The organism is Salipiger sp. CCB-MM3, from assembly GCF_001687105.1.
Taxonomy (GTDB): domain Bacteria; phylum Pseudomonadota; class Alphaproteobacteria; order Rhodobacterales; family Rhodobacteraceae; genus Salipiger.
Genome location: NZ_CP014595.1, coordinates 1,323,512 through 1,344,727 on the forward strand (window position 1 = coordinate 1,323,512; position 21,216 = coordinate 1,344,727).

General features: G+C 65.3%; 21 protein-coding genes. 10 read left to right on the forward strand and 11 right to left on the reverse strand.

Features of this window, described 5'->3' with window-relative positions; genetic code table 11:
• Positions 1–94 precede the first annotated feature (94 nt).
• The gene (locus AYJ57_RS06465; RefSeq protein ID WP_066102828.1) at positions 95–1,024 is read left to right on the forward strand and encodes an L-lactate dehydrogenase; all 930 of its coding nucleotides are present in this window, start codon (positions 95–97) and stop codon (positions 1,022–1,024) included.
• A gap of 40 nt (positions 1,025–1,064) precedes the next feature.
• Here AYJ57_RS06465 and AYJ57_RS06470 read toward each other — a convergent pair whose 3' ends face one another.
• From AYJ57_RS06470 to AYJ57_RS06480, 3 genes are all read right to left on the reverse strand, one after another.
• On the reverse strand, positions 1,065–1,565 hold the full coding sequence (locus AYJ57_RS06470; protein ID WP_066102830.1) for a YbjN domain-containing protein: 501 nt from the start codon (positions 1,563–1,565) through the stop codon (positions 1,065–1,067).
• Positions 1,566–2,028: 463 nt separating this feature from the next.
• Positions 2,029–2,595, reverse strand: a complete 567-nt coding sequence (locus AYJ57_RS06475; RefSeq protein WP_237220203.1) for a DUF3859 domain-containing protein — start codon at positions 2,593–2,595, stop codon at positions 2,029–2,031.
• On the reverse strand, positions 2,595–4,193 hold the full coding sequence (locus AYJ57_RS06480; protein WP_066102836.1) for a phosphoenolpyruvate carboxykinase: 1,599 nt from the start codon (positions 4,191–4,193) through the stop codon (positions 2,595–2,597). The genes AYJ57_RS06475 and AYJ57_RS06480 overlap by 1 nt, the downstream gene beginning before the upstream one ends.
• 383 nt (positions 4,194–4,576) lie before the next feature.
• On the opposite strand from AYJ57_RS06480, the gene AYJ57_RS06485 reads away from it, so the two are divergent.
• Genes AYJ57_RS06485 through AYJ57_RS06515 form a run of 7 tightly spaced genes read left to right on the forward strand, consistent with a single transcriptional unit; the run spans position 4,577 to position 9,995 of the window.
• Positions 4,577–5,278, forward strand: coding sequence for a response regulator transcription factor (locus AYJ57_RS06485; protein ID WP_066102839.1), 702 nt, complete (start codon positions 4,577–4,579; stop codon positions 5,276–5,278).
• A 3-nt stretch (positions 5,279–5,281) separates the two neighbouring features.
• Positions 5,282–6,994 carry a sensor histidine kinase gene (locus tag AYJ57_RS06490; RefSeq protein WP_083191169.1) on the forward strand — a complete coding sequence of 571 codons (1,713 nt, stop codon included), beginning with the start codon at positions 5,282–5,284 and terminating at the stop codon, positions 6,992–6,994.
• 4 nt (positions 6,995–6,998) lie between these two features.
• Entirely contained in the window at positions 6,999–7,433 is a 435-nt protein-coding gene (locus tag AYJ57_RS06495; RefSeq protein WP_066102842.1) for an HPr kinase/phosphorylase, read from the forward strand.
• Positions 7,433–8,368 carry an RNase adapter RapZ gene (gene rapZ, locus AYJ57_RS06500; RefSeq protein WP_237220204.1) on the forward strand — a complete coding sequence of 312 codons (936 nt, stop codon included), beginning with the start codon at positions 7,433–7,435 and terminating at the stop codon, positions 8,366–8,368. Before AYJ57_RS06495 ends, rapZ begins: the two co-directional genes overlap by 1 nt.
• A complete protein-coding gene (locus AYJ57_RS06505) occupies positions 8,365–8,763 on the forward strand; it encodes a PTS sugar transporter subunit IIA (protein WP_066102845.1) in 399 nt (132 codons plus the stop codon). The genes rapZ and AYJ57_RS06505 overlap by 4 nt, the downstream gene beginning before the upstream one ends.
• A 35-nt stretch (positions 8,764–8,798) precedes the next feature.
• Positions 8,799–9,080 carry an HPr family phosphocarrier protein gene (locus tag AYJ57_RS06510; RefSeq protein WP_066102848.1) on the forward strand — a complete coding sequence of 94 codons (282 nt, stop codon included), beginning with the start codon at positions 8,799–8,801 and terminating at the stop codon, positions 9,078–9,080.
• A 36-nt stretch (positions 9,081–9,116) separates the two neighbouring features.
• Positions 9,117–9,995, forward strand: coding sequence for a lysophospholipid acyltransferase family protein (locus AYJ57_RS06515; RefSeq protein WP_066102851.1), 879 nt, complete (start codon positions 9,117–9,119; stop codon positions 9,993–9,995).
• A gap of 122 nt (positions 9,996–10,117) precedes the next feature.
• Here AYJ57_RS06515 and AYJ57_RS06520 read toward each other — a convergent pair whose 3' ends face one another.
• Positions 10,118–10,993: a 3-hydroxybutyryl-CoA dehydrogenase gene (locus AYJ57_RS06520; RefSeq protein ID WP_066102854.1), complete on the reverse strand. Its 876-nt coding sequence runs from the start codon at positions 10,991–10,993 to the stop codon at positions 10,118–10,120.
• A gap of 163 nt (positions 10,994–11,156) precedes the next feature.
• On the opposite strand from AYJ57_RS06520, the gene AYJ57_RS06525 reads away from it, so the two are divergent.
• Positions 11,157–11,999 (forward strand): DUF6473 family protein, encoded by an 843-nt coding sequence (locus AYJ57_RS06525; RefSeq protein WP_066106775.1) that lies wholly within the window; start codon positions 11,157–11,159, stop codon positions 11,997–11,999.
• A gap of 206 nt (positions 12,000–12,205) precedes the next feature.
• Positions 12,206–14,002 (forward strand): PHA/PHB synthase family protein, encoded by a 1,797-nt coding sequence (locus AYJ57_RS06530; protein WP_157373992.1) that lies wholly within the window; start codon positions 12,206–12,208, stop codon positions 14,000–14,002.
• An 82-nt stretch (positions 14,003–14,084) separates the two neighbouring features.
• Here AYJ57_RS06530 and AYJ57_RS26590 read toward each other — a convergent pair whose 3' ends face one another.
• The 7 genes from AYJ57_RS26590 to AYJ57_RS06565 all read right to left on the reverse strand — a co-directional run bounded on the left by AYJ57_RS26590 (position 14,085) and on the right by AYJ57_RS06565 (position 21,162).
• Entirely contained in the window at positions 14,085–14,840 is a 756-nt protein-coding gene (locus AYJ57_RS26590; protein ID WP_083191170.1) for a phasin family protein, read from the reverse strand.
• 94 nt (positions 14,841–14,934) lie between these two features.
• Positions 14,935–16,299 (reverse strand): aminotransferase class III-fold pyridoxal phosphate-dependent enzyme, encoded by a 1,365-nt coding sequence (locus AYJ57_RS06540; RefSeq protein WP_066102857.1) that lies wholly within the window; start codon positions 16,297–16,299, stop codon positions 14,935–14,937.
• Between the two features lie 3 nt (positions 16,300–16,302).
• A complete protein-coding gene (locus AYJ57_RS06545; RefSeq protein WP_066102860.1) occupies positions 16,303–17,064 on the reverse strand; it encodes a carbon-nitrogen hydrolase family protein in 762 nt (253 codons plus the stop codon).
• 2 nt (positions 17,065–17,066) lie between these two features.
• A complete protein-coding gene (locus tag AYJ57_RS06550; protein WP_066102863.1) occupies positions 17,067–18,092 on the reverse strand; it encodes an extracellular solute-binding protein in 1,026 nt (341 codons plus the stop codon).
• A gap of 43 nt (positions 18,093–18,135) precedes the next feature.
• Positions 18,136–18,945, reverse strand: coding sequence for an ABC transporter permease (locus tag AYJ57_RS06555; protein ID WP_157373995.1), 810 nt, complete (start codon positions 18,943–18,945; stop codon positions 18,136–18,138).
• Positions 18,946–19,159: 214 nt separating this feature from the next.
• Positions 19,160–20,077, reverse strand: a complete 918-nt coding sequence (locus tag AYJ57_RS06560) for an ABC transporter permease (protein WP_066102865.1) — start codon at positions 20,075–20,077, stop codon at positions 19,160–19,162.
• Positions 20,077–21,162: an ABC transporter ATP-binding protein gene (locus tag AYJ57_RS06565; protein ID WP_066102868.1), complete on the reverse strand. Its 1,086-nt coding sequence runs from the start codon at positions 21,160–21,162 to the stop codon at positions 20,077–20,079. The genes AYJ57_RS06560 and AYJ57_RS06565 overlap by 1 nt, the downstream gene beginning before the upstream one ends.
• Positions 21,163–21,216: the final 54 nt, after the last annotated feature.

The window sequence follows — 21,216 nt, forward strand, 5'->3', positions numbered from 1 at the left end:
CTCGTCAAAACCTCTGCGCGCGATTTGGTCCTGTCACCGGCGCGTGCCAAGCTGCCGCCAGTAGACGGGGAAACTCGGGGAAAAGGAGAGAGCCATGAAAGTCGGAATCGTCGGCGCGGGCATGGTCGGCTCGGCAGCGGGCTATGCACTGGCGCTGCGCGGCGGCGCGAGCGAGATCGTTCTGGTGGACAAAAGCGAGGCGCTGGCCCGCGCGCAGGCCGAGGACATTGCCCATGCGGTGCCCTTCGCCAGCCCCTGTCAGGTGCGCTCGGGCGGCTACGAGAAGCTGGACGGCGCCGAGATCGTCATCCTTGCCGCGGGCGTCGCGCAGAAGCCCGGAGAGAGCCGCCTGAGCCTGCTGTCGCGCAACGCCGATGTCTTTGCGCAGGTCATCGAAGGCGTGCAGAAGGCGGCGCCCAAGGCATTGCTGCTGGTCGCCTCGAACCCGGTGGACGTGATGACCGAAGTGGCGCTGCGCGCCTCGGGCCTGCCGACCGGGCAGGTGATCGGCTCTGGCACGATCCTCGACACCGCGCGCTTCCGCTCGCTGCTGGGCGGGCAGCTGGGGATCGCGGCGCAGTCGGTGCATGCCTATGTGCTGGGCGAGCATGGCGATTCAGAGGTGCTGAGCTGGGCTTCGGCGCGCGCCGGGGCGCTGTCGCTGGACGAGTTCGCCGATCAGGTGCGCGCGCCGATCACCGATGCGGTGCGCGCCGAGATCGACGAAGCGGTGCGCCGCGCCGCCTATCGGATCATCGAGGGCAAGGGCGCCACATGGTATGGCATCGGCGCGGGTCTGGCGCGCATCGTCCATGCGGTGCGCGACGACCAGCGGTCGGTGCTCTCGGTCTCGGTGGTGACGCCGCAGGTGGAGGGGGTGGAGAATGTCGCGCTCAGCCTGCCGCGCGTAGTGGGCCGCGATGGTGTGGTCGAGACGCTCATGCCCGCGCTCGACCCGGGCGAGGCCAAGGCGCTGCGCGCCTCGGCGGAGATGCTCAAGGAAACCGCTTTGGGGATCAGTTGATCGGTTGATCGGCTGACCCCCGGCGCTTTTCCCGTGCCGGTCAGGCCCGGCCGTATGCCTCGGCGATGGCGATCTGCAGCGCCTCGCCCGCCGTCTTGCCAGCCCATGCGATGAGCTGGAAGCAGGGGTAGTAGCGCTCGGAGGCCGCCACGGCGCCGCCGATCATCGTGTCGATCTGCTCGGCGCTGGCCACCTGACCCCCGGCCAGAACCAGACCGTAGCGGTAGACCATCAGCTTGGCGTCAGGCCAGTAGCTGAAGGCGCCCGCCCAGCACTGGTCGTTGACGCTGTTGAGACCGGTGTAAAGCTCGGGCAGCGAGTCCTCTGGCGGCTCCATCTCGAAGCTGCAGATCATCCGCAGCGTCTCGTCATAGGGCGACCATGCCAGCGTGATCGAATAGGTCCGCCACTGGCCCTCGACCGCCATGGCGATCTGATCTTCGGCCACGCGGTCGAAGTCCCATTCGTTATGTTCGGCGAGGGTCTCGACGATATCGATCGGGTGAAGTTCTTCGCCCAGAAATTCTTCGGACAGTGCCATGCGCCACCTCTTATGGTTGTAGCTTTGGGGCTCGGCAGCGTCCCTAAAGCTAGGTGCCTGCTCTAGAGATTTGGGGGCAACCCCTTGTCTCTTACTACATATGGTGCCTGTGGCGCGGCGTTCATGTAAAGCGAAATGTTCGCGACACCCGCAATAAGTTGTGGAGTGATCTGTTATTTAATCAAGATGAAGCGTCCCCACATGTGGGCAAGCTTGGGGAGTCGCGAGGCCGCGGGAAGCAAGGTTGCGAGTCTTTTCAGACAGATGACTCCGGCGCGGGCCCTGTGGATGAAATCGCGGTCAGACGTGTGCGGTTCGGGGAAGAAACCCAGGCGTTCCGCGGGCTGGCGGAGCCGGGTTTTGCGTATTTTGGGAACAATGAAGGCTGCGCGGGGCCGAGGCCCGGCGGGTTTTGAGTATTTGGGGAAAGATGAAGGTCCGGGCGGGCGCTCAGGACAACGGCTCAGGACATGGGCGCGGGGCCGGCGCAGGCTGCGAGGACTGGGGCGGCGGCCTCGGCGGGGACCACGGTGAAATGCTGCTCGAGCAGCCGCGCGCCGCCCGCCTCGAGCGCCATGGTCCAGGCGCCCTCAACCATCTCGTAGGGATATTCGAAGGTGAAAAGGCTCAGCCCCGGCGCGCCGGGCACGGCATTGGTGACCCAGCTTTCCCGCTCGATGGCGCGTGATCCCATGGGCGGATGGGTGACCACCACGCGCAGCGCCATGGGCGGCGCGTCGTCGGCGAGCATGAAGCGGATGCCGAAACTGATCCCAAGGGCGGCGGGCACGACCGCGGTGGCGACGTCTATGCGTCGGCCCGGCTCGACGAGGTTGATCACCCCCTGTTCGGTCTCCGGCGCGGGGCGCGCGCCCTCGGCGGTGATCTGGCAGATCACGCCGCGCTCGAGCAGCTGCATCGGCGCGGTGGAAAAGCTCTGCCCGGCCATCTCGGAGGATCCGGCAAAAGAAGGGCCGGCCCCGGCAAACGCGGGACCGGCCAGCAGCAGAAGGAGCGCGAGATGGCGCATCAGCCGATCGCGGCGGCTTTCACGTCATCGTCGATGTAAGGCACATATTGCGCGAAGTTCTCGGCGAACATGCTGACCAGCTTCTCGGCCTGCGCGTCGAAGGCCTCTTTGTCCGACCAGGTGCGGCGCGGATCGAGCAGCAGTTCGGGCACGCCCTCGACCGAGACCGGCACTTCGAAGCCGAAGTTCGGGTCCTTGCGGAACTCGGCCTTCGCCAGCGAGCCGTTCAGCGCCGAATGCAGCAGCGAGCGGGTCGCTTTGATCGGCATGCGGTGGCCGGTGCCATAGGCGCCGCCGGTCCAGCCGGTGTTGACCAGCCAGCAGGTCGCGCCGTGCTTAGCGATCTTGTCGCGCAGCAGGTTGCCGTAGGCTTCCGGGCGCAGCGGCATGAAGGGCGCGCCGAAGCAGGTCGAGAAGGTCGGCTGCGGCTCGGTCACGCCACGCTCGGTGCCCGCCACCTTCGAGGTGAAGCCAGAAAGGAAGTGGTACATCGCCTGCGCCGGGGTCAGCCGCGCGATCGGCGGCAGCACACCAAAGGCGTCGCAGGTCAGCATGATGATGTTCTTCGGATGACCACCAAGCGCGGTGGACGACGCGTTCGAGATATACTCGAGCGGGTAGGCGCAGCGCATGTTGGCGGTCAGGCTGTCGTCCTCGAAGTCGAGCTCGAAGGTCTCTTCGTCGAAGACCATATTCTCGATCACCGTACCGAACTTCGAGGTGGTCGCGTAGATCTCGGGCTCGGCCTCGGCCGACAGGTTGATCGTCTTGGCGTAGCAGCCGCCTTCGAAGTTGAAGGTGCCGCGGTCGGACCAGCCGTGCTCGTCGTCGCCGATCAGCACGCGCTCGGGGTCAGCCGAGAGGGTGGTCTTGCCGGTGCCCGACAGGCCGAAGAAGACGGCGGTGTCGACCGGGTTGTTCGGCGCGTGGTTGGCCGAGCAGTGCATCGCCATGATGCCCTTGAGCGGCAGCATGTAGTTCAGCAGCGTGAAGACCGACTTCTTGTTCTCGCCGGCGTATTCGGTGCCGCCGATGAGGATGGTCTTCTTGTCGAAGTTCAGCGCGATGACGGTGTCGGACCGGCAGTCATGCTTCTTGGGGTCGGCCTTGAAGCTGGGGCAGTTGATGACGGTGAAGTCGGCGATGAACTCATCCAGCTGCTCGCGCTCGGGGCGGCGCAGCATGTGGCGGATGAAGAGGCCGTGCCATGCCAGCTCGGTCACCATGCGGACCTTGATCGAATGCGCCGGGTCGGCGCCGCCGGTGAGGTCCTGAACGTAGTAGTCCTTGCCCTTCATATGCTCGAGCATATCGGCGTGCAGCACGTCGAACCCCTCGGGCGACATGGCGCGGTTGTTTTCCCACCAGATGTTGTCTTCCACCGAGGGGGTCTTGACCACATGCTTGTCCTGCGGCGAGCGGCCGGTGAACTTGCCGGTGGTGACGTAGAAGGCACCGCCCTTGCCCAGCGTGCCTTCGCCGCGCTTCAGGGCAGCCTCGATCAGCGCGGGCTCCATAAGATTGTAATAGACATTGCCCAGCCCTTCGATCCCTTGATCTTCAAGCCGGAATTGCGGGTTCACCCGTCCAAATGTCATCTGCCAAGCTCCTGTAGCCGCGATAATCGGCGGCGGTAGTCAATCGGGGCGGCGCATGGGAGGCCGTCCACCGGCAGCGCCCGCCACCGGTAACAGTGGCTTTAACATGCTGGGAACGGACAAGAACAGGACGCATCCATTGAGTTAGCGCAACCAAAATAGCTTTAGCGTTAGCACCCGGTTCGGCTAGCGTTACCATCGGTCAGCGACATGGCAGTTGCGCGCGATGGGTGAGACATTTTAGCCATTCGTTACGCAATTTCCGCTGCAATTAAGTCGCAGCTCTGGACTGATTCGCCGTGGGGGATTGTTGCGCAATCCGAAACTCCGCATAGTGCGCGGAAAAAGAAGGCTTTTACAGAGCAGTACAAGGATGAAGTGCTATGTCTAAAATCGCCCTGGTGGACGATGACAGGAACATCCTGACATCCGTGTCCATGACACTCGAGGCGGAAGGGTTTGAAGTCGAGACATATAATGACGGGCAATCTGCGCTGGATGCGTTCAGCAAGAAGATGCCCGACATGGCCGTTTTCGACATCAAGATGCCACGTATGGACGGGATGGATCTGCTGCAGCGCGTGCGTCAGAAGTCGCGCATGCCGGTGATTTTCCTGACATCCAAGGACGATGAGATCGACGAGGTGCTCGGGCTGCGTATGGGCGCCGACGACTACGTCAAAAAGCCGTTCAGCCAGCGCCTTCTGGTCGAGCGGATCCGCGCGTTGCTGCGCCGTCAGGAGGCTCAGGCTGGTGAGGTGGTAGGGGACACCGAAGAAACCAAGCTGATGACCCGCGGCTCGCTGACCATGGACCCGCTGCGCCACTCGGTGAGCTGGAAAGGTCAGGACGTGTCGCTGACCGTGACCGAATTCCTGCTGCTGCAGGCGCTGGCGCAGCGTCCGGGCTTCGTCAAATCGCGCGACCAGTTGATGGACGTGGCCTATGACGATCAGGTCTATGTGGACGACCGCACGATCGACAGCCACATCAAGCGGCTGCGCAAGAAGATGCGGACCGTTGATGCGGATTTCTCCGCCATCGAAACCCTGTACGGTATCGGGTATCGTTACAACGAAGAGTAACCGATGGCCCTGGCCGAGAGGATGTTGATGCGCGACGAAAAGTCGGGCGAGCGACCGGACGCCGATGTTGTGCTGGGCGACGATTGGGTCGCCCCGGACAGCACGGTCGAGAAGGAATTGCGCGACAGCCGGGCCCGCCGCTCGCTGTTCTCGCTCAACCGCTCGCCGCTCACGCGCAAGATCATCACCTTCAACCTCATCGCCCTGAACGTGCTGGCGGCGGGGATTCTCTGGCTCAACTCGTCGCGTGACACGCTGGCGCTGCAACGCGCCGACGCCACGCTGGCGCAGGCCGAGATGATCTCGCATATGTTCGAACTGCAGCTGCCCGAGGGCGCTCCGGTCAGCCTCGGCACGTCCGATGGCGTCGACGTGGCGGCCACGCTCGACGGGCTGAACCTGCGGCGCGGCGCGCAGGTCATGGTCTTTGACAGCGGCAATTTCCTCGTCGGTGAGGTGAGCGGCCCGCCCGCTGCCAGCGCTCCCGCAGGGCGTGAAACCATCATTTCCGACTTCCTCGACCGGCTCTGGCGCGGGGTTTCGGGCTTGTTCGCCTATTTCCGGGAAGAGACCGCTCTGGGTCTCGAAGATCAGCTGCGCCAGCAACTGGAGGCGGGCGATCCCGCCGTGGCGCGGGTGGAGGCCAGCACCGGCACCATGGCCGAGACGCTGTTCACCGCCTTCGCGCCCATCGTGCAGTCGGGCAATGTGATCGGCAGCGTCGCCCTCGTGGCGCCCGCCCCCGAGATCGACACAGCGGTTGGCGCCGAGCGCGAGCGCGTGCTGCAGATGTTCGTCATCGCCACCTTGGTCTCGATCGGCCTCAGCCTCGTGCTGGCCTCGACCATCGCCAACCCGATCTCGGACCTCGCCGATGCCGCCGAAATCGGCCGCGACCGCAACAAGTCGCAGGGCAATTCGCGCCGTATCCGCATTCCCGACCTGACGGCCCGCCCCGACGAGATCGGTCGCCTTTCGGGCGCGCTGCGCGGCATGGTCGCCGCTCTTTACGACCGGATCGACGCCAACGAACAATTCGCCGCCGACGTCGCGCATGAGATCAAGAACCCGCTCGCCAGCCTGCGCTCGGCCATCGGCAGCCTGCGCATCGTCAAGAAAGAAGAGCACCGCGACAAGCTGCTCAACGTGATCGAACACGACGTGCGCCGCCTCGACCGGCTGGTGTCGGACATCTCCAACGCCTCGCGGCTCGATTCCGAGCTGGTCAAGGAAGAGGAGCAGGAGTTCAACCTTCTGGAGATGCTGGGCAATCTCAGCCAGTTCCTTGGCGAGGACGCGCGCAAGAAGGGCATCGAGTTCATCGCCGACCTGCCCGAGAAGCCGATCCCGATCAACGGGCTGGAGCCGCGTCTGGCGCAGGTCTTCGTCAACCTGATCACCAATGCGATCTCCTTCTGCGAGGATGGCGATGCGATCCGCGTCTGGGCCCGCCGCCGCGACAACCGCGTGCTGGTGGTGGTCGAGGACACCGGCCCCGGCATCCCCGAAGAGGCGCTGCAGAAGATCTTCAAGCGCTTCTATTCGCAGCGCCCAGAGAACGATTTTGGAAACAATTCGGGCCTCGGGCTCGCCATCTCCAAGCAGATCGTCGAGGCGCATGGCGGCGTGATCTGGGCCGAGAACATCCGCCCGACCGAGGCCGACATCACCTCGGAGCCGCTTGGCGCGCGTTTCGTCGTCGGCCTGCCGATCTGATCCCATGACGCCCCCAGAGCCGATCATCCTGCACGCCACCGCAGTGGCGGTCGCAGGACGGGCGCTGCTGATCCAAGGCCGCTCAGGCGCAGGCAAATCCGGGCTCGCGCTCGAGATGATGGCCCGCGGCGCACGGCTGGTCGCCGATGACCGCGTGGTGCTGACACTCGAGGATGGCGTCCTCTGGGCCGCCCCCCCTGCCCGGCTGGCCGGGCTGATCGAGGCGCGCGGGCTTGGCATCCTGCCCGCCGACCATCTGCCCCGCGCCGAGGTGGCCGCACTGCTCGATCTCGATACCCCAGAGACCGAGCGCCTGCCGCAACGCCGCGAAATCATGCTGCAGGGGCGAAATCTCCCCTTGCTTCACAATGCCGCGCATCCCTATTTTCCCGCAGCGCTCGTTCAATATCTGAAGGGTGCAGCAAGGGATCCCTCGTGATGTCCGCAGTCATGGATGACTCGCCCAAAGCGCCCCAGCATGTGGTGCTGGTCACCGGCCCGTCTGGCGCCGGGCGCTCCACCGCGATCAACGCGCTGGAGGATTTCGGCTTTGAGGCGATCGACAACATCCCGCTCGGGCTGATCCCACGGCTTCTCGAAGGGCCCGCGCTGAGCCGTCCGCTGGCGCTTGGCGTCGACATCCGTAACCGCGATTTCACCGTCGAGGGGCTGCTCGGCCTGCGCCGCGCGCTCGACGGGCAGCCGCTGGTGCAGGCGCAGCTGCTCTATCTCGATGCCGCGCCCGAGGTGCTGGCGCGGCGCTATTCCGAGACCCGCCGCCGCCATCCGCTGTCGCCCGACAGCGCCTATACCGATGGCATTGCACGCGAACTTTCCCTGCTCGAGCCCGCGCGGAGCGCCGCCGAGATCCTGATCGACACCTCCGAGCTCAGCCCGCACGATCTGCGCGCGCAGCTTGCCGGATGGTTCGCGCAGGACGAGGCGCAGCAGCTTGCCGTCTCGGTGCAGAGCTTTTCCTACAAGCGTGGCCTGCCGCAGGGGCTCGACACGGTGTTCGACTGCCGCTTCCTCGACAATCCGCACTGGGTGCCCGAACTGCGTGCCAAGACCGGGCTCGACGCCGAAGTGCGCGCCCATGTGCAGGCCGATCCGCGCTTTGCGCCGTTCCTCGAAAAGATCGTCGATCTGGCACTCTTCATGCTTCCGGCCTGCACTGAAGAGGGCAAGGCGCATCTGTCGTTCGGATTTGGCTGTACCGGTGGGCAACATAGGTCGGTCATGGTGACGGAAACCGTCGCGCGCGCCCTTGCGGACCGGGGCTGGCAGGTGTCAACTAGGCACCGGGAACTCGAGCGCCGCGGCCAGACCGCCAAGGGCGTGGCAACTGGAACGGACGAAAGGTCGCAAGCGTGATCGGCATCGTGATCGTGGCGCATGGTGGACTGGCGAAGGAATATCTCTCCGCCGTAGAACATGTGGTCGGGGTACAGCCCGGAATCATGGCGATCTCGATCGAGGCCGATCACGATCGCGGCAAGAAACAGGCCGAGATCTGCGCCGCTGCGGACAGTGTCGACACCGGTGGCGGCGTGGTTCTGGTGACCGACCTTTTCGGCGGCTCGCCCTCCAACCTGAGCCTGCTGGCCTGCCAGCCCGAGAACCGCCGCATCCTGTACGGGATGAACCTGCCCATGCTGATCAAGCTCGCAAAGACCCGCCAATTGCCGGTGCCCGACGCCGTGCGCGGCGCGCTCGAGGCGGGGCGGAAATACATTGACAGTCAGAACGTCAAACCTGATGCCGTCTGAGGCCGCGCAACGGCCAAGCAATCAAGAGATCCACTATGAGTGATACATCGGTTCGCCGCGTGCTGAACATCGTCAACGAAAAGGGCCTGCACGCCCGCGCCTCCGCCAAGCTGGTCGAGGTGGTCGAGGGGTTCGACGCCCATGCCGAAGTATCCAAGGACGGCATGAGCACCGGCGGCGACAGCATCATGGGGCTTTTGATGTTGGCAGCTTCCAAGGGAAGCTCTATTGAGGTCGAGACCTCCGGTCCGGACGCTGCAGCCCTCGCCGACGCGCTCGAGGCGCTGGTGGCGAACCGGTTCGGCGAGGACAACTGACCCCCAGGTGGGTGCATGAAGGAACAGGGGCGGCACATGCTCGACAGCCATGAGGCGACGGCCAATCGGGGGACATCCGTCACCCCGGCCCATGCGCCTTATGACAAGCGCAAGCTGAGCTACGCCAACACGTTCACCAACCCGTGGAAGGCCAACACCATCCGCGCGCTGGAATGGCTCACCGGCAAAATTCCCCTCATCCGCCTCGTGCGCAAGTTTGAACGCGTCGGTGTGCCCGACGGGCAGGCCTTCTGGCCGCAGGCGCTGAAGATGATGGGGATCGAACTGCGGACCCCGGCAGAGCAGATCGCGCGCATCCCCGCCTCCGGCCCGGTGATCGTTGTGGCGAACCACCCGCATGGGCTGGTCGACGGGATGATCCTTGCCGAACTGATCGGCCGTGTGCGGACCGACTATAAGATCCTCACCCGCTCGCTGCTGACCGGCGTCGAGGAGATCGGTCAGTTCATGATCCCGGTGCCCTTCCCGCATGAGGAAACCGCGCGCGAACAGAGCCTTGAGATGCGCGCCACCGCCATGGACCACCTGAAGCGCGGCGGGGTGATCGCGCTCTTCCCCTCGGGCGTGGTGGCGGCATCGGAGACCCTTTTTGGTCCCGCCATCGAGGCGGTCTGGAACCCGTTCACCGCCAAGATGATCCAGCGCTCGGGCGCCACCGTGGTGCCGATCTATTTCCCCGGACAGAACAGCCGCGCCTATCAGATGGCCAACAAGCTCTCGCCCACGCTGCGGCAGGGTTTGCTGATCCACGAGGTGATGCACGCGTGCGGCAGGCCGCAGGCCCCCGTCGTCGGCGCGCCGATCAGCCCCGACGAGGTGCGCGGCTGGACCGGCAATCAGCGCGAATTCGTCGCCTGGCTGCGCGAGAAGACACTGGCGCTGAAGGGGCGGTAGGTCCCTCGCGCGGCGCGGCTACGCAGGCCGCAAGAGAGGGGGGCGCTGCCCCCTCGCCCGTTCCGGGCTCACCCCCGGCGTATTTTCAAAGAGAAGAAGCGGCGGGCCTCAGCGCAGCTGTCTCAGCGTGTGGGCACCGGCTCGTCGCCGCGGTAGTCGTAGAAGCCGCGTTTGGTCTTGCGGCCCAGCCATCCGGCCTCGACATATTTGGTCAGCAGCGGACAGGGGCGGTATTTGGTGTCGGCCAAACCGTCGTGCAGCACATTCATGATCGCAAGGCAGGTGTCGAGCCCGATGAAATCCGCCAGCTCCAGCGGGCCCATCGGGTGGTTCGCCCCGAGCTTCATCGCCATGTCGATCGAGCGCACATTGCCGACGCCTTCATAGAGCGTGTAGACCGCCTCGTTGATCATCGGCACGAGGATGCGGTTGACGATAAAGGCCGGGAAATCCTCGGCGGAGGCCGCGGTCTTGCCCAGCGTTTCCACCACTTTCAGGCAGGCCTGATAGGTCGGCTCGTCGGTGGCGATGCCGCGGATCAGCTCGACGAGCTGCATCACCGGCACCGGGTTCATGAAGTGGAAGCCAAGGAATTTCTCGGGACGGTCGGTGCGCGAGGCCAGCCGGGTGATCGAGATCGACGAGGTGTTCGACGTCAGGATCGTATGCGGCAGAAGATGCGGCAGCAGACCCTCGAAGATCTTGCTCTTCACCGCTTCCTGCTCGGTTGCGGCCTCGATCACCAGATCGGTTTGCGCCACTTCGACGGTGTCGAGCGTGGTGCTGATCTTGGCCAGAGCGGCGTCGCGCGCCTCTGCGCTGATCTTCTCGCGGCTGACTTGCCGGTCGAGATTGCGGGTGATCAGGGCCAGCGCCTTGTCCAGCGCCTCCTGACTGACGTCCGACAGGCGCACCTCATAGCCCGACAGCGCCATGACATGGGCGATGCCATTGCCCATCTGTCCTGCGCCGATGACACCGATGCTCTTGATTTCCATGGGACCTACCCCGCTTTGATGCGCGGCAACCTTATGCGCCCGCGCCCGCCGGCTGCAAGCGGGGGCCGGGCAATTTTTGCGCGGTTTTTCTCATTAGCAAATTGTTGGGGCGCGGGGCGGATGCTGTGCCCCGGGTGAATGGGAATCAGAAATGGGGGGCGTCATGTCCTATGCCGAATCCGTTGAGGGTGCGCTTGAGTATTTCCCCTGCCGCTATGGCCGGTCGCGGACCCTGTTTCGCGGGCCGAAGCGCGAGGTGCAGGCGCCTTATGTGGCGTTTCTGGGCGGTGCGGAAACCTTCGGGCGTTTTGTGAGCGAGCCCTTCGCGGCGCAGGTGGAAGCCGCGCTGGCCGAGGGCGGCCTGCCGCACCCCTGCGTCAACCTTGGTGCGGTCAACGCGGGCATCGATCTCTATCTCGGCGATCCGGCGGTGATGGCGCTGGCCGATCAGGCCGAGATCAGCGTGCTGCAGGTGATGGGCGCGCAGAACATGTCGAACCGCTTTTACGGGGTGCACCCGCGGCGCAACGATCGCTTCCTGCATGCCTCCGACCGGCTGCAGCAGCTCTACCCGGAGGTGGATTTCACCGAGTTTCATTTCACCCTGCACATGCTGGGCCGGCTGCGCGAGATCTCGCAAGAGCGGTTTGCCGAGGTCACCGCCGAGTTGCGGCTCGCTTGGGTGGCGCGGATGAAACATCTGCTGACGCTGCTCGGCGGGCGCGTGTTGCTGCTCTGGGCTGCGGGCCATCCGCCGCCCGACACGCATGTGGATCGGCTTGCCCCCGCGCCGCTGTTCATCGAGCGCGGCATGATCGAGGCGCTGCGGCCAAGGGCATCGGCGGTGTTGGAATTGACGCTGCCGGAGGAGGTGCTGGCGGGCGAGACCGAGGGGATGATCTTCGCCGATTTCGAGGCCGCCGCCGCGGCAGAGGCGTTGCGGCCCTTGGGGCATGCGCAGATCGCCAAGGAGCTGACGCCGGTGCTGGACCGGCTGCTGCGCTGAGGCTGGGCTGGGCTGGGCTGGGCGAGCCAACTCTCTTCGAAGAGAGTTGCAAATTCCTTGCCAAGGAATTTGCCCCGGCGCCGCACCTCCGCGACAGCCCCTTTTACATCTCCGCGTCATGCGCGGCGTGCAAGCTCGGTCTGACACCTCTCTGAATTTGCGCCGGATCAAGGCGCATGCCGATCTCGCGTGCCATTGGAGACGCCATGCAGCACATCGTTCCTCCCTCCCCCGCGCAACGCCCCTCCCAATGCCCCGCCCAGAGCCCAGCCCAGAACCCGGCCCAGTGCCAAGCCGATGCATCCGCAGCCGACCGCCATGGCGGCATCGACCGGGCGTTTCACGCGGCGCTGGCCAATGCCACCGGCGGGCTCTCTCCCATGGGCCTTGCCACGGCGTGGTTCGACTGGGCGGCGCATCTGGCCGGATCCCCCGCCAAACAGGCGGCGCTGCAGGAAGAAGCGATCTCGGGCGCGGCGCGGATGATGCAAAACGCGGTGGGCTGCGCGCTGGGGACCGCGCCTTTCGCCCATGCTGCGCTCAGCCGCGACCGGCGGTTCGCCGATCCCGAATGGCAGCACTGGCCCTTCGATCTCGCCGCCCGCTGCTTTCAGCTGACCGAGGCGTGGTGGGACTGCGCCACCACCGGCGTGCAGGGCGTGAACCCGCGCCATGCGCAGCTGACCAATTTCGCCGCCCGGCAATTGCTCGACGCGGTGGCGCCGTCGAATTTCGCGCTGACCAACCCCGTCGTACTGCGGCGCACACAGGAAGAGCGCGGCGCCAACCTGATGCGCGGGCTGCACAATTACCTAGAGGATCTGTCCGTCTGGGCGCAGGGCGAAAAGCCCAACACCGGCGGTTTCAAGGTCGGCGAAACGCTGGCGGCGACACCCGGCGAGGTGGTGCATCGCTCGCCGCTGATGGAACTTATCCGCTACACGCCGGTCACCGAGAAGGTCCACGCCGAGCCGCTGCTGATCGTGCCCGCGTGGATCATGAAATACTATATTCTCGATCTCTCCGAGCGAAACTCCATGGTGCGCTACCTGACCGGGCAGGGCTTTGAGGTTTACATGATCTCTTGGCTCAACCCCGGCGCGGCGGAAGCGGAGATGGGGATGGAAGACTATGTGCGGCTTGGCATCTTCGACGCGCTCGACGCCATTGGCCGCGCGGTGCCGGGCGAGCGGGTGCACGCTGCGGGCTATTGCCTTGGCGGGACCCTGCTGTCGATTGCGGCGGCGGCCTTGGCCCGTGAAGGACGGCAGGAGCGGCTCGCCTCCCTGACGCTACTGGCGGCGCAGGTGGATTTCACCGAGGCTGGCGAGATCACCCTCTTCATCGACGACAGTCAGGTCGCCTTTCTCGAGGATACGATGGCGCAGCAGGGCTATCTGCGATCCGACCAGATGGCGGGAGCCTTCCAGATGCTGCGCTCGGTGGACCTGATCTGGTCGCGGACCATCCACGATTACCTGTTGGGCGAGCGCGCCCCGATGATCGACCTCATCGCGTGGAACGCCGACACCACCCGGATGCCCGCGAAGATGCATTCGGAATACCTGCGCCATCTCTTCCTCGAAAACCGCCTTGCGCTCGGCCAGTTCGAGATCGGCGGCGATCCGGTGGCGCTGGAGGACGTGCATCTGCCGGTCTTCGCCATCGGCACCGAGAAGGATCACATCGCGCCATGGCCCTCGGTCTGGAAGGTAACGCGCTTCTTCGACGGGCCGATCACCTTCGCGCTCACCAGCGGCGGGCATAACGCGGGCATCGTGTCCGAACCCGGCCACAAGCACCGCCACTACCGGATCGGAGAGATCTCGCTGCATGCCGCCGACCGCGAAGATTGGGTCGCAGCGCAGCCGGTGAAGCAGGGATCTTGGTGGCCGGAATGGACGCAATGGCTCGCCAAGCGCGGCAGCGCGCGGAAACGAACGGCGGGACCGTGTCCGCTGCCCTCGCTCGGCGCGGCGCCGGGCAGCTACGTCTTCGGCTGACGCGAAACGAAAAGGGGCGCCGTCCGGGAGCCCCAAGAGAGGCGGGGGCTGCTCCCCGCCTCAGATGCTGTGTCCCCGGAAATCAGCCGGGGAAGAAGGGCAGCTTGCCGCCAAGTTCCGCAAGACGTCCCCAATGCGCGCGATAATCCTCGCTGGCCTTCTGGTAGAAGGCGCTCTGGATGTGCATCAGTTCCGCCGGGGTCTTGCAGTGCAGCATCGCATGCTGCGTCGAGACATCCTCGCGCACGCGCTCGGCGGTGAAGCTCTGCATTTCAGCACCGATGTCGAGCATCGTGTCGACGATCGCCGTGGCGGCATAGGGCTCGAAATTCCAGCTCAGACGGAACTCGCGCTCGCTGGGCGCGGCCGTGGCGGCGGCGGGTTTTGCGGCGGCAGGTTTCGCAACAGGTTTGGGGGCGGGCTTCGGGGCAGAAGCCTTCACCACAGAGGGTCTGCTGGCCGCGGGTTTCGCAGCTGCAGCGCGCGGTGCCGGTTTCGGCGTTGCGGGCTTGGGCGATTCGGCGGATTTGGCCGTGCGGCGCGGCGCGGCGCGCGGCTTCGGCGCGGGTTTGGCGGCCGGTTTGGCAGGGCTCGCAGCCGGGGTCGGCTCCGGAGCGGGCGCTGCCGCGGTCTCGGCCTTGGGGGCCTCTTTGGGGGCCTCGGGCGCTGCTGCGGTCGTGGGCTTCGGCGCCTCAGGTGTCTCTTTTACAACGGAAGTTGTCGTCTTGGCGTCAGACGCGGCGGCGGCCTTCACCGGGCTGCGGCGGCGGGTCGTGCTGCCCCGCGACGTGGTCGACTTGGCACGCGTGGTGGTCTTGCGGGGGGTCGAATTATCCATGTCTGGGCTCCTTCCAAGCAGGATAGTACAGGCCCACCCTTACCACAGGTGAGGCCCGAGCGGGACGCTGCACGTCCCGCTCAGGGCCAATTTGTCACAGGCTGCTCTGCAATGCAGCAATGCTCTCCTTCAGGATGTCCGCAACCCGGTCGATCATCGCCTCATCCATGATCAGCGTCGGCGAGAGGATCAGGATATTGCCCAGAGGCCGCGCGATGAGCCCGCGCTTCTGCGCTTCGCGGGCGATCCGCAGGCCGATCATCTCTTCGGGCGCGAAGGGCTCTTTGGTCTCTTTGTTCTTCACGAACTCGATGCCCATCATGAAGTGGCTGCCGCGCACTTCGCCGACGATGTCGAACTCTTCGAGCTGGCGCAGCAGCCCCTCGAACCGCTTGCCGGTCACCTGCACACGCTGCGGGATCTGATCCCGTTCCATCAGCGCGATATTGGCGAGCCCCGCGGCGGCGGCGGCGGGATGACCCGAATAGGTCATGCCATGGAAGAACATGCCGCCGGGCCCCGAGATCACCTCGTGGATCTCGTCCGACATGATCGTCGCCGAGAGCGGCTGATAGCCCGAGGTGAGCCCCTTGGCCGTGTTGATGATGTCGGGCTGCACGCCGAAGACTTCCTTCGAGGCGAAGAAATGCCCGAGCCGGCCAAAGGCGGTGACCACCTCGTCGGTCACATATTTGATGTCATGCGCACGGCAGATCGCGGCCATCTCGGCGTGATAGCCCTCGGGCGGGACGATGACGCCGCCCGCGCCCATGATCGGCTCTGCCACCATGCAGGCGATGGTCTCGGCGCCGTAATGCGTGATCGTGTCAAGCAGGTCCTGCTTGAGGGCTTCGAGGAATTCCGCCTCGGTCATCTCGGGTGCCTCGCGCCACTGGTGCGGGCAGCGCAGGTGGTGCACCCATTCCCCGGATTTGCCCCAGCCCTCGGAGTAGCCGGGCGTGGTCATCGCGACGGTGAGGTTGGTCGAGCCATGGTAGGCCCCATGGCGGCACAGGATGCGCTTCTTCTGCGGCTGGCCAAGGCGGTTGTAGTAATGGTGCAGGATGCGGATCGCGGTCTCATTGGCGACCGAGCCGGAATTGCCGAAATGCACCTTGTTAAGGTTGCCCGGCGCCAGTTCCGCAAGCTTCACCGCCAGCGCTGCAGCAGTGGGATGGGTGAAATTGTAAAAGGTCGAGTAGAAGTCGAGCGTGTTCAGCTGCTCGGTGATCGCGTCGATGATCTCGGTCCGCCGGTGTCCGGCGTTGACGCACCACAGCCCGCCGATGCCGTCGATCAGCTCGTTGCCCTCGCTGTCGCGCACCATGGCGCCCTTGGCACTGACGATGACCGTGCGCGCGCCCGACTGCTTGAGCGCGTTCAGGTCGGCCCAGCTCTGCACGAGGTTGGTGTCGGCGGTGAGCACGCCATCGGTGGAAATGTCGAGATCGAGCGACATGGGTTAGACCTCCCTGAAGTCCTGAAGTTGTGTAGAGCGAAGACCGGGCGCGATAGGCGTCCCGACCTCGGCGATGAGCAGCGTTTCGGCGGTTCCGGCGCTGGCGAGGGGCCGCGCGTCCGGTCCGGCGATCAGGGACTCTCCGCCAAAGGAGAGCCCGGCATCGGTGCCGCAGAAATTGACGTAGGCAATCGTCACACCCACTTCGGCCGCGCGCGCAGGCACGAAGACGCGGGACACATGTTCGAACCCAACCGGGTTCGCGGTCGGCACAAGGATCAGCTCGGCCCCGCGCTCCGCCAGCGCCTTCACATGCGCGGCAAACTCGACGTCGTAGCAGATCAGCATGGCGGCGCGCAGGCCTTCCAGCTCGAACAGGCAATAGTCGGAGCCGGGCGCGAAGCTGGCCTTCTCCATCGGCCCGAACAGCTGGATCTTGCGGTAGTGGCCCAGCTCGGTGCCATCGGCGTCCCAGCAGGTGGCGGCGTTGTAGACCAGATCGCCGTCACGTTCGGCCCAACCGACGCAGAGCCCGCAGCCCGCCGCGCGCGCAAGGCCCGACAGGCGCACGCTCCAGTCGCCGCCGCGGGGCTGGGACAACGCGCCATGCAACTCGGGCTGGTTGTAACCGGGCAGGAACAGCTCGGGCGCGACGAGCATCCGCGCCCCCGCCGCCGCAGCTGCCTCCAGCTGGGCACCGAGGCGGGAGATCCCCGCCTCGATGTCGCCGCCAATGGGCGGCCCCTGATAAAGGGCGAGCTTCATCGTCACTTCTTCAGGTTGGTCCAGATCGCGTCGTACATCTCCTGCACGTCCTGCGCGCAGGCCTCCACGAAGACACCCTTCACGTCCGCAGGCGGGTTCGACTCGGGCGAATTGGCGACCTCGGGGTCGAGGAACTCTTCGACGCCCTTCACGCCCGCGGTGTATTGCGCGTAATTGGTGACCGCCGCGGCATTTTCGGGCTCGAGCAGGAAGTCCATGAACTTCAGCGCGTTCTCGCGGTTCGGCGCGTCCTTCAGCAGCACGACGTTGTCCATCCAGACGATCATGCCCTCTTTCGGGAAGACATACTCGATGGGTGCGCCCTCGGCGCGGGCCTTGGCCGAGAAGCCCGACCAGATCATGCCAGCCGCCGCATCGCCCGAGACCAGCACGTCCTTGGCGACGTCAGAGCCGAAGCTCGCCCAATCGGGCTTGGCGGCCTGCACCAGCGCGTTGAGCGCCTTCAGCTGCTCGCGGTCCGAGCTGCACTGCGGGATGCCCAGATAGAGCGAGGCCAGCGTCAGCGTCTCGCCCGAGGTGTCGAGCACGTTGATCTTGCCCTTCAGTTCCGCCGGTGGCTCGAAGATCAGCGACAGGCTGTCGAGCGGGCCGTCATAGACCTCTTTGTTCACCGAGAAGGAGGTCGAGCCCCACTGATAGGGGATCGAAGACTTGCGGCCCGGGTCGAAGTCGACGTCCAGCCACTTGTCTTCGATGTTGCCGAAGTTGCTAAGCTCGCCCGGCTCGAAGGTGTCGAGCATGCCCTCGTCGCCCATGATCTTGACCATATAGTCGCCGGGCACGGCCAGATCGTAGCTGCCCATCTTGCCCGCCTTCAGCGCCGCCAGCAGCGCCTCGTTGCTGTCGAAAGTGTCCATGGTCACTTCGACGTCATACTCCTCGGCGAATTTGTCGAGCAATTCCTGCGGGATGTACTCGAACCAGTGGTAGAGCGAGAGCTTGCCTTCGGCGCTTGCGCCGGTTGCCAGCGACAGCGCCAGCACGGATGTGGTGAGGAAGGTCTTCATGTCAGGATCTCCGCTGTTGGTCTGTTGGATGTTTTCTTGATTTTTATCGTTTCGATTGCCCCGCCCGCCCGATGATCCAGGAAAGCGTGACGAAGACCACCGAGACCCCCAGAAGCAGGGTCGATATGGCCATGATGTTGGGCTTGATGCCCTGTTTGACCGATCCAAAGATCGCCGTGGGCAGAGTCTCGACCCCTGCGCCTTTGACGAAATTCGTGATCAGGAAGTCGTCGAGCGAGATAATGAACGCCAAGAGGAACCCCGAGAGGATCCCCGGCACCATCAGCGGCAGCAGCACCAGCCGGAACGCCTTCCAGGGGGTGGCGTAAAGGTCCATCGCTGCCTGCTCGTACATGTCCGGCACGCTCTGCATCCGCGCCGAGATCGGCAGATAGGCAAAGGGGATGCAAAACACGACATGGGCGAGGAAGATGGTCAGCAGCCCGGTCTGAAAGCCGATGGTGATGAAGAACACCAGCGAGGCCACGGCGGTGACGATCTCGGGCACCATGAGCGGCAGGTTGATTAGCGCGAGGCTGGCGGTCTTGCCCTTGAAGCGCCCGGCCCGGTTCATCGCGACGGCGGCGGCGGTGGCAATCAGCGTCGCGCAGATCGCCGCCCCGATGGCGATGGTAAAGCTGTTGATCGCCGCGTCGCGGAACTTCGGCGCCTCGGGGCCGGTGAAGACATCCACGTACCACTTCAGCGAGAAGCCGCCCCAGCGGGTGATCGAAGTGCTGTCGTTGAAACTGTAGATCGCGACGATCACCAGCGGCGCATAGAGCACGAAAAGGCAGAGCCATGTGATCGCGCGAAAGCCGGTGAAGCGGCGCAGGTCGACGGGTTTGGCCATCAGAACGCCCCCCCGAGTTGCATGCGGAGGGCCGCGCCCGACCCTGGGAGGGCGCTTTGCAACGACTGTGGCAGGCGCTTTATCCCGTAAGCCCGAACGCTCTGCGAGCGGCAAACGGCATCGCAAGATGCGCCCTCCCGTGGGGAGGGTCGGGCGCGGCCCGGGGCTGGTCGCCCCGCGCCAAGAAGACGGACAAGTTGCACCAGAGCCGCCATCACCGCTCCCCCTTCGTCTGCGCCCGCGCGTGGATCAGCAGCACGCCCATGACGATGGTCAGCAGGATCATCGAGGCCGCCGCCCCGAACGGCCAGTTGCCAGCCGCGCCCTTGAACTGCTCTTCGATCAGCGAGCCGATCATGAAGGTTTTGGCCCCGCCCAGCAGGTCCGGCGCAAGGAACGCCCCCAGCGACGGCACGAAGACGAGGATGCAGCCCGCCACAATCCCCGGTTTCACCACCGGCAGGATCACCAGCCGCAGCGTCTGCCAACTGCTGGCGTAAAGATCCGCCGCCGCCTCCGACAGCGAGAAGTCATAGCGCTCCACCGCGGCGTAGATCGGCAGCACCATGAACGGCAGGTAGCTGTAGAAAAGCCCCAGCTGCACGGCGAAATTGGTGTTCACCAGCGCCAGCGGCGCGTCGATGACCCCCAGCGCCAGCAGAAACTCGTTCAGCGGGCCGGTATCGCGGATCAGGAACTTCATCGACACCGTGCGGATGAGCAGGTTCACCCAATAAGGCACGGTGATCAGGAACAGCCAGACCGAGCGTTCCTTGGCCGCGCGGGTGGCGATGAACCACGCCGTGGGAAAGCCGATCAGCAGGCACAGCACCGTGGCCAGCCCCGCCTGCCAGATCGAGCGCCAGAAGATGCCGATATAGGTCCACTCGATGCTCGGCGGCTCGTCCCCGAACAGCCCGCGATTGAGGAAGAACTGATCGTAGGCGGCCCATGTGAATTCCCAGATGACGCCGCCGCGGAACTCTTTGGTGAGGAAAGAGTAAACCGCCATGATCCCCACCGGCATCACCAGAAAGATGCCGATGAACACCCACGCCGGAAGCAGCAGCTTCGGCCCGTTGCCCTTGTAGATCTCGGAATTGGAAGCGCCCGCCGGCGCGCCGCCCGCCATCAGTCCGACAGCAGACGCGCCGCGCCTGCCTCGATCTCGATGCCCACCTGCGCGCCGCGCTCGGGAATGACACCCGCGCCGTTCTGCACCCGCAGCACCAGCGCCTCGCCATCCGACAGCCGGGTGTGCAACTGCGTGTCCGTGCCGAGGTAGACGTGATCCTCGACCGTGCCCTGCAACTGCCCCTGCCCCGCCGCGCAGAGCCCCAGCCGTTCGGGCCGCAGCGACAGATGCCCCTGCCCCGGCCGCGCGCCCAGCGCCGCCGGGCAGGCCAGCGCGGCGCCACCCGGAAGCAGGATCTCGGCCCGGTCCTCGAAGACATGCTGCACGGTCACGTCGAGCAGATTGGTCTCGCCGATGAAATCCGCCACGAAGCGGTTCGACGGCGCCTCGTAAATCTCGCGCGGGGAGCCGATCTGCTGCACATGACCCGCCGACATCACCGCGATGCGGTCGGACATGGTCAGCGCCTCTTCCTGATCATGGGTGACGAAGACGAAAGCGATGCCGGTCTCGCGCTGAATCGCCTTCAGCTCGCTCCGCACCGCCTGCCGCAGCTTCAGATCAAGCGCCGAAAGCGGCTCGTCGAGCAGCAGCACCTTGGGCCGCGGTGCCAGCGCGCGGGCCAGCGCCACGCGCTGCTGCTGGCCGCCCGAAAGCTGGCCGGGGCGGCGCTCGGCGAATTGACCAAGTTGCACCAGTTCGATCACCTGCTTGGCGCGGGCACTGGCGTCCGAGCCGCTCCAGCCTCGGCGCTGCAGGCCGAACATGACGTTCTGCAGCACGGTCATATGCGGAAACAGCGCGTATTGCTGGAAGACGGTGTTCACCTCGCGCTTATGGGGTGGCAGCGGCGCGATATCCTCGCCGTGCAGGCGGATGGCCCCTTCCGAGACGTCCTCGAACCCGGCGATACAGCGCAGCAAGGTGGTCTTGCCGCAGCCCGACGGGCCGAGCAGCGTGAAGAACTCGCCCTCCCCGATCTGCATCGACACGCCATGCAGCGCGGTGAACGTGCCGTAGTGCTTCACCACGTTGTCGATCTCGACCGCGTTTGCCGTCGGTGAAGTTGCGTCCACAGGCATCGAATCTCCTTGCCTATACCCCCGGTTTCTGGAGGATCACGCTAAGAACTGGCC

Excerpts from the sequence above, each read along its gene's own strand:
- AYJ57_RS06465 (WP_066102828.1), top strand. The coding sequence starts at position 95 with ATGAAAGTCGGAATCGTCGGCGCGGGCATGGTCGGCTCGGCAGCGGGC.
- AYJ57_RS06470 (WP_066102830.1), bottom strand. The coding sequence starts at position 1,565 with ATGGCACTGTCCGAAGAATTTCTGGGCGAAGAACTTCACCCGATCGAT.
- AYJ57_RS06475 (WP_237220203.1), bottom strand. The coding sequence starts at position 2,595 with ATGCGCCATCTCGCGCTCCTTCTGCTGCTGGCCGGTCCCGCGTTTGCC.
- AYJ57_RS06480 (WP_066102836.1), bottom strand. The coding sequence starts at position 4,193 with ATGACATTTGGACGGGTGAACCCGCAATTCCGGCTTGAAGATCAAGGG.
- AYJ57_RS06485 (WP_066102839.1), top strand. The coding sequence starts at position 4,577 with ATGTCTAAAATCGCCCTGGTGGACGATGACAGGAACATCCTGACATCC.
- AYJ57_RS06490 (WP_083191169.1), top strand. The coding sequence starts at position 5,282 with ATGGCCCTGGCCGAGAGGATGTTGATGCGCGACGAAAAGTCGGGCGAG.
- AYJ57_RS06495 (WP_066102842.1), top strand. The coding sequence starts at position 6,999 with ATGACGCCCCCAGAGCCGATCATCCTGCACGCCACCGCAGTGGCGGTC.
- rapZ (WP_237220204.1), top strand. The coding sequence starts at position 7,433 with ATGTCCGCAGTCATGGATGACTCGCCCAAAGCGCCCCAGCATGTGGTG.
- AYJ57_RS06510 (WP_066102848.1), top strand. The coding sequence starts at position 8,799 with ATGAGTGATACATCGGTTCGCCGCGTGCTGAACATCGTCAACGAAAAG.
- AYJ57_RS06515 (WP_066102851.1), top strand. The coding sequence starts at position 9,117 with ATGCTCGACAGCCATGAGGCGACGGCCAATCGGGGGACATCCGTCACC.
- AYJ57_RS06520 (WP_066102854.1), bottom strand. The coding sequence starts at position 10,993 with ATGGAAATCAAGAGCATCGGTGTCATCGGCGCAGGACAGATGGGCAAT.
- AYJ57_RS06525 (WP_066106775.1), top strand. The coding sequence starts at position 11,157 with ATGTCCTATGCCGAATCCGTTGAGGGTGCGCTTGAGTATTTCCCCTGC.
- AYJ57_RS06530 (WP_157373992.1), top strand. The coding sequence starts at position 12,206 with ATGCAGCACATCGTTCCTCCCTCCCCCGCGCAACGCCCCTCCCAATGC.
- AYJ57_RS26590 (WP_083191170.1), bottom strand. The coding sequence starts at position 14,840 with ATGGATAATTCGACCCCCCGCAAGACCACCACGCGTGCCAAGTCGACC.
- AYJ57_RS06540 (WP_066102857.1), bottom strand. The coding sequence starts at position 16,299 with ATGTCGCTCGATCTCGACATTTCCACCGATGGCGTGCTCACCGCCGAC.
- AYJ57_RS06545 (WP_066102860.1), bottom strand. The coding sequence starts at position 17,064 with ATGAAGCTCGCCCTTTATCAGGGGCCGCCCATTGGCGGCGACATCGAG.
- AYJ57_RS06550 (WP_066102863.1), bottom strand. The coding sequence starts at position 18,092 with ATGAAGACCTTCCTCACCACATCCGTGCTGGCGCTGTCGCTGGCAACC.
- AYJ57_RS06555 (WP_157373995.1), bottom strand. The coding sequence starts at position 18,945 with ATGGCCAAACCCGTCGACCTGCGCCGCTTCACCGGCTTTCGCGCGATC.
- AYJ57_RS06560 (WP_066102865.1), bottom strand. The coding sequence starts at position 20,077 with ATGGCGGGCGGCGCGCCGGCGGGCGCTTCCAATTCCGAGATCTACAAG.
- AYJ57_RS06565 (WP_066102868.1), bottom strand. The coding sequence starts at position 21,162 with ATGCCTGTGGACGCAACTTCACCGACGGCAAACGCGGTCGAGATCGAC.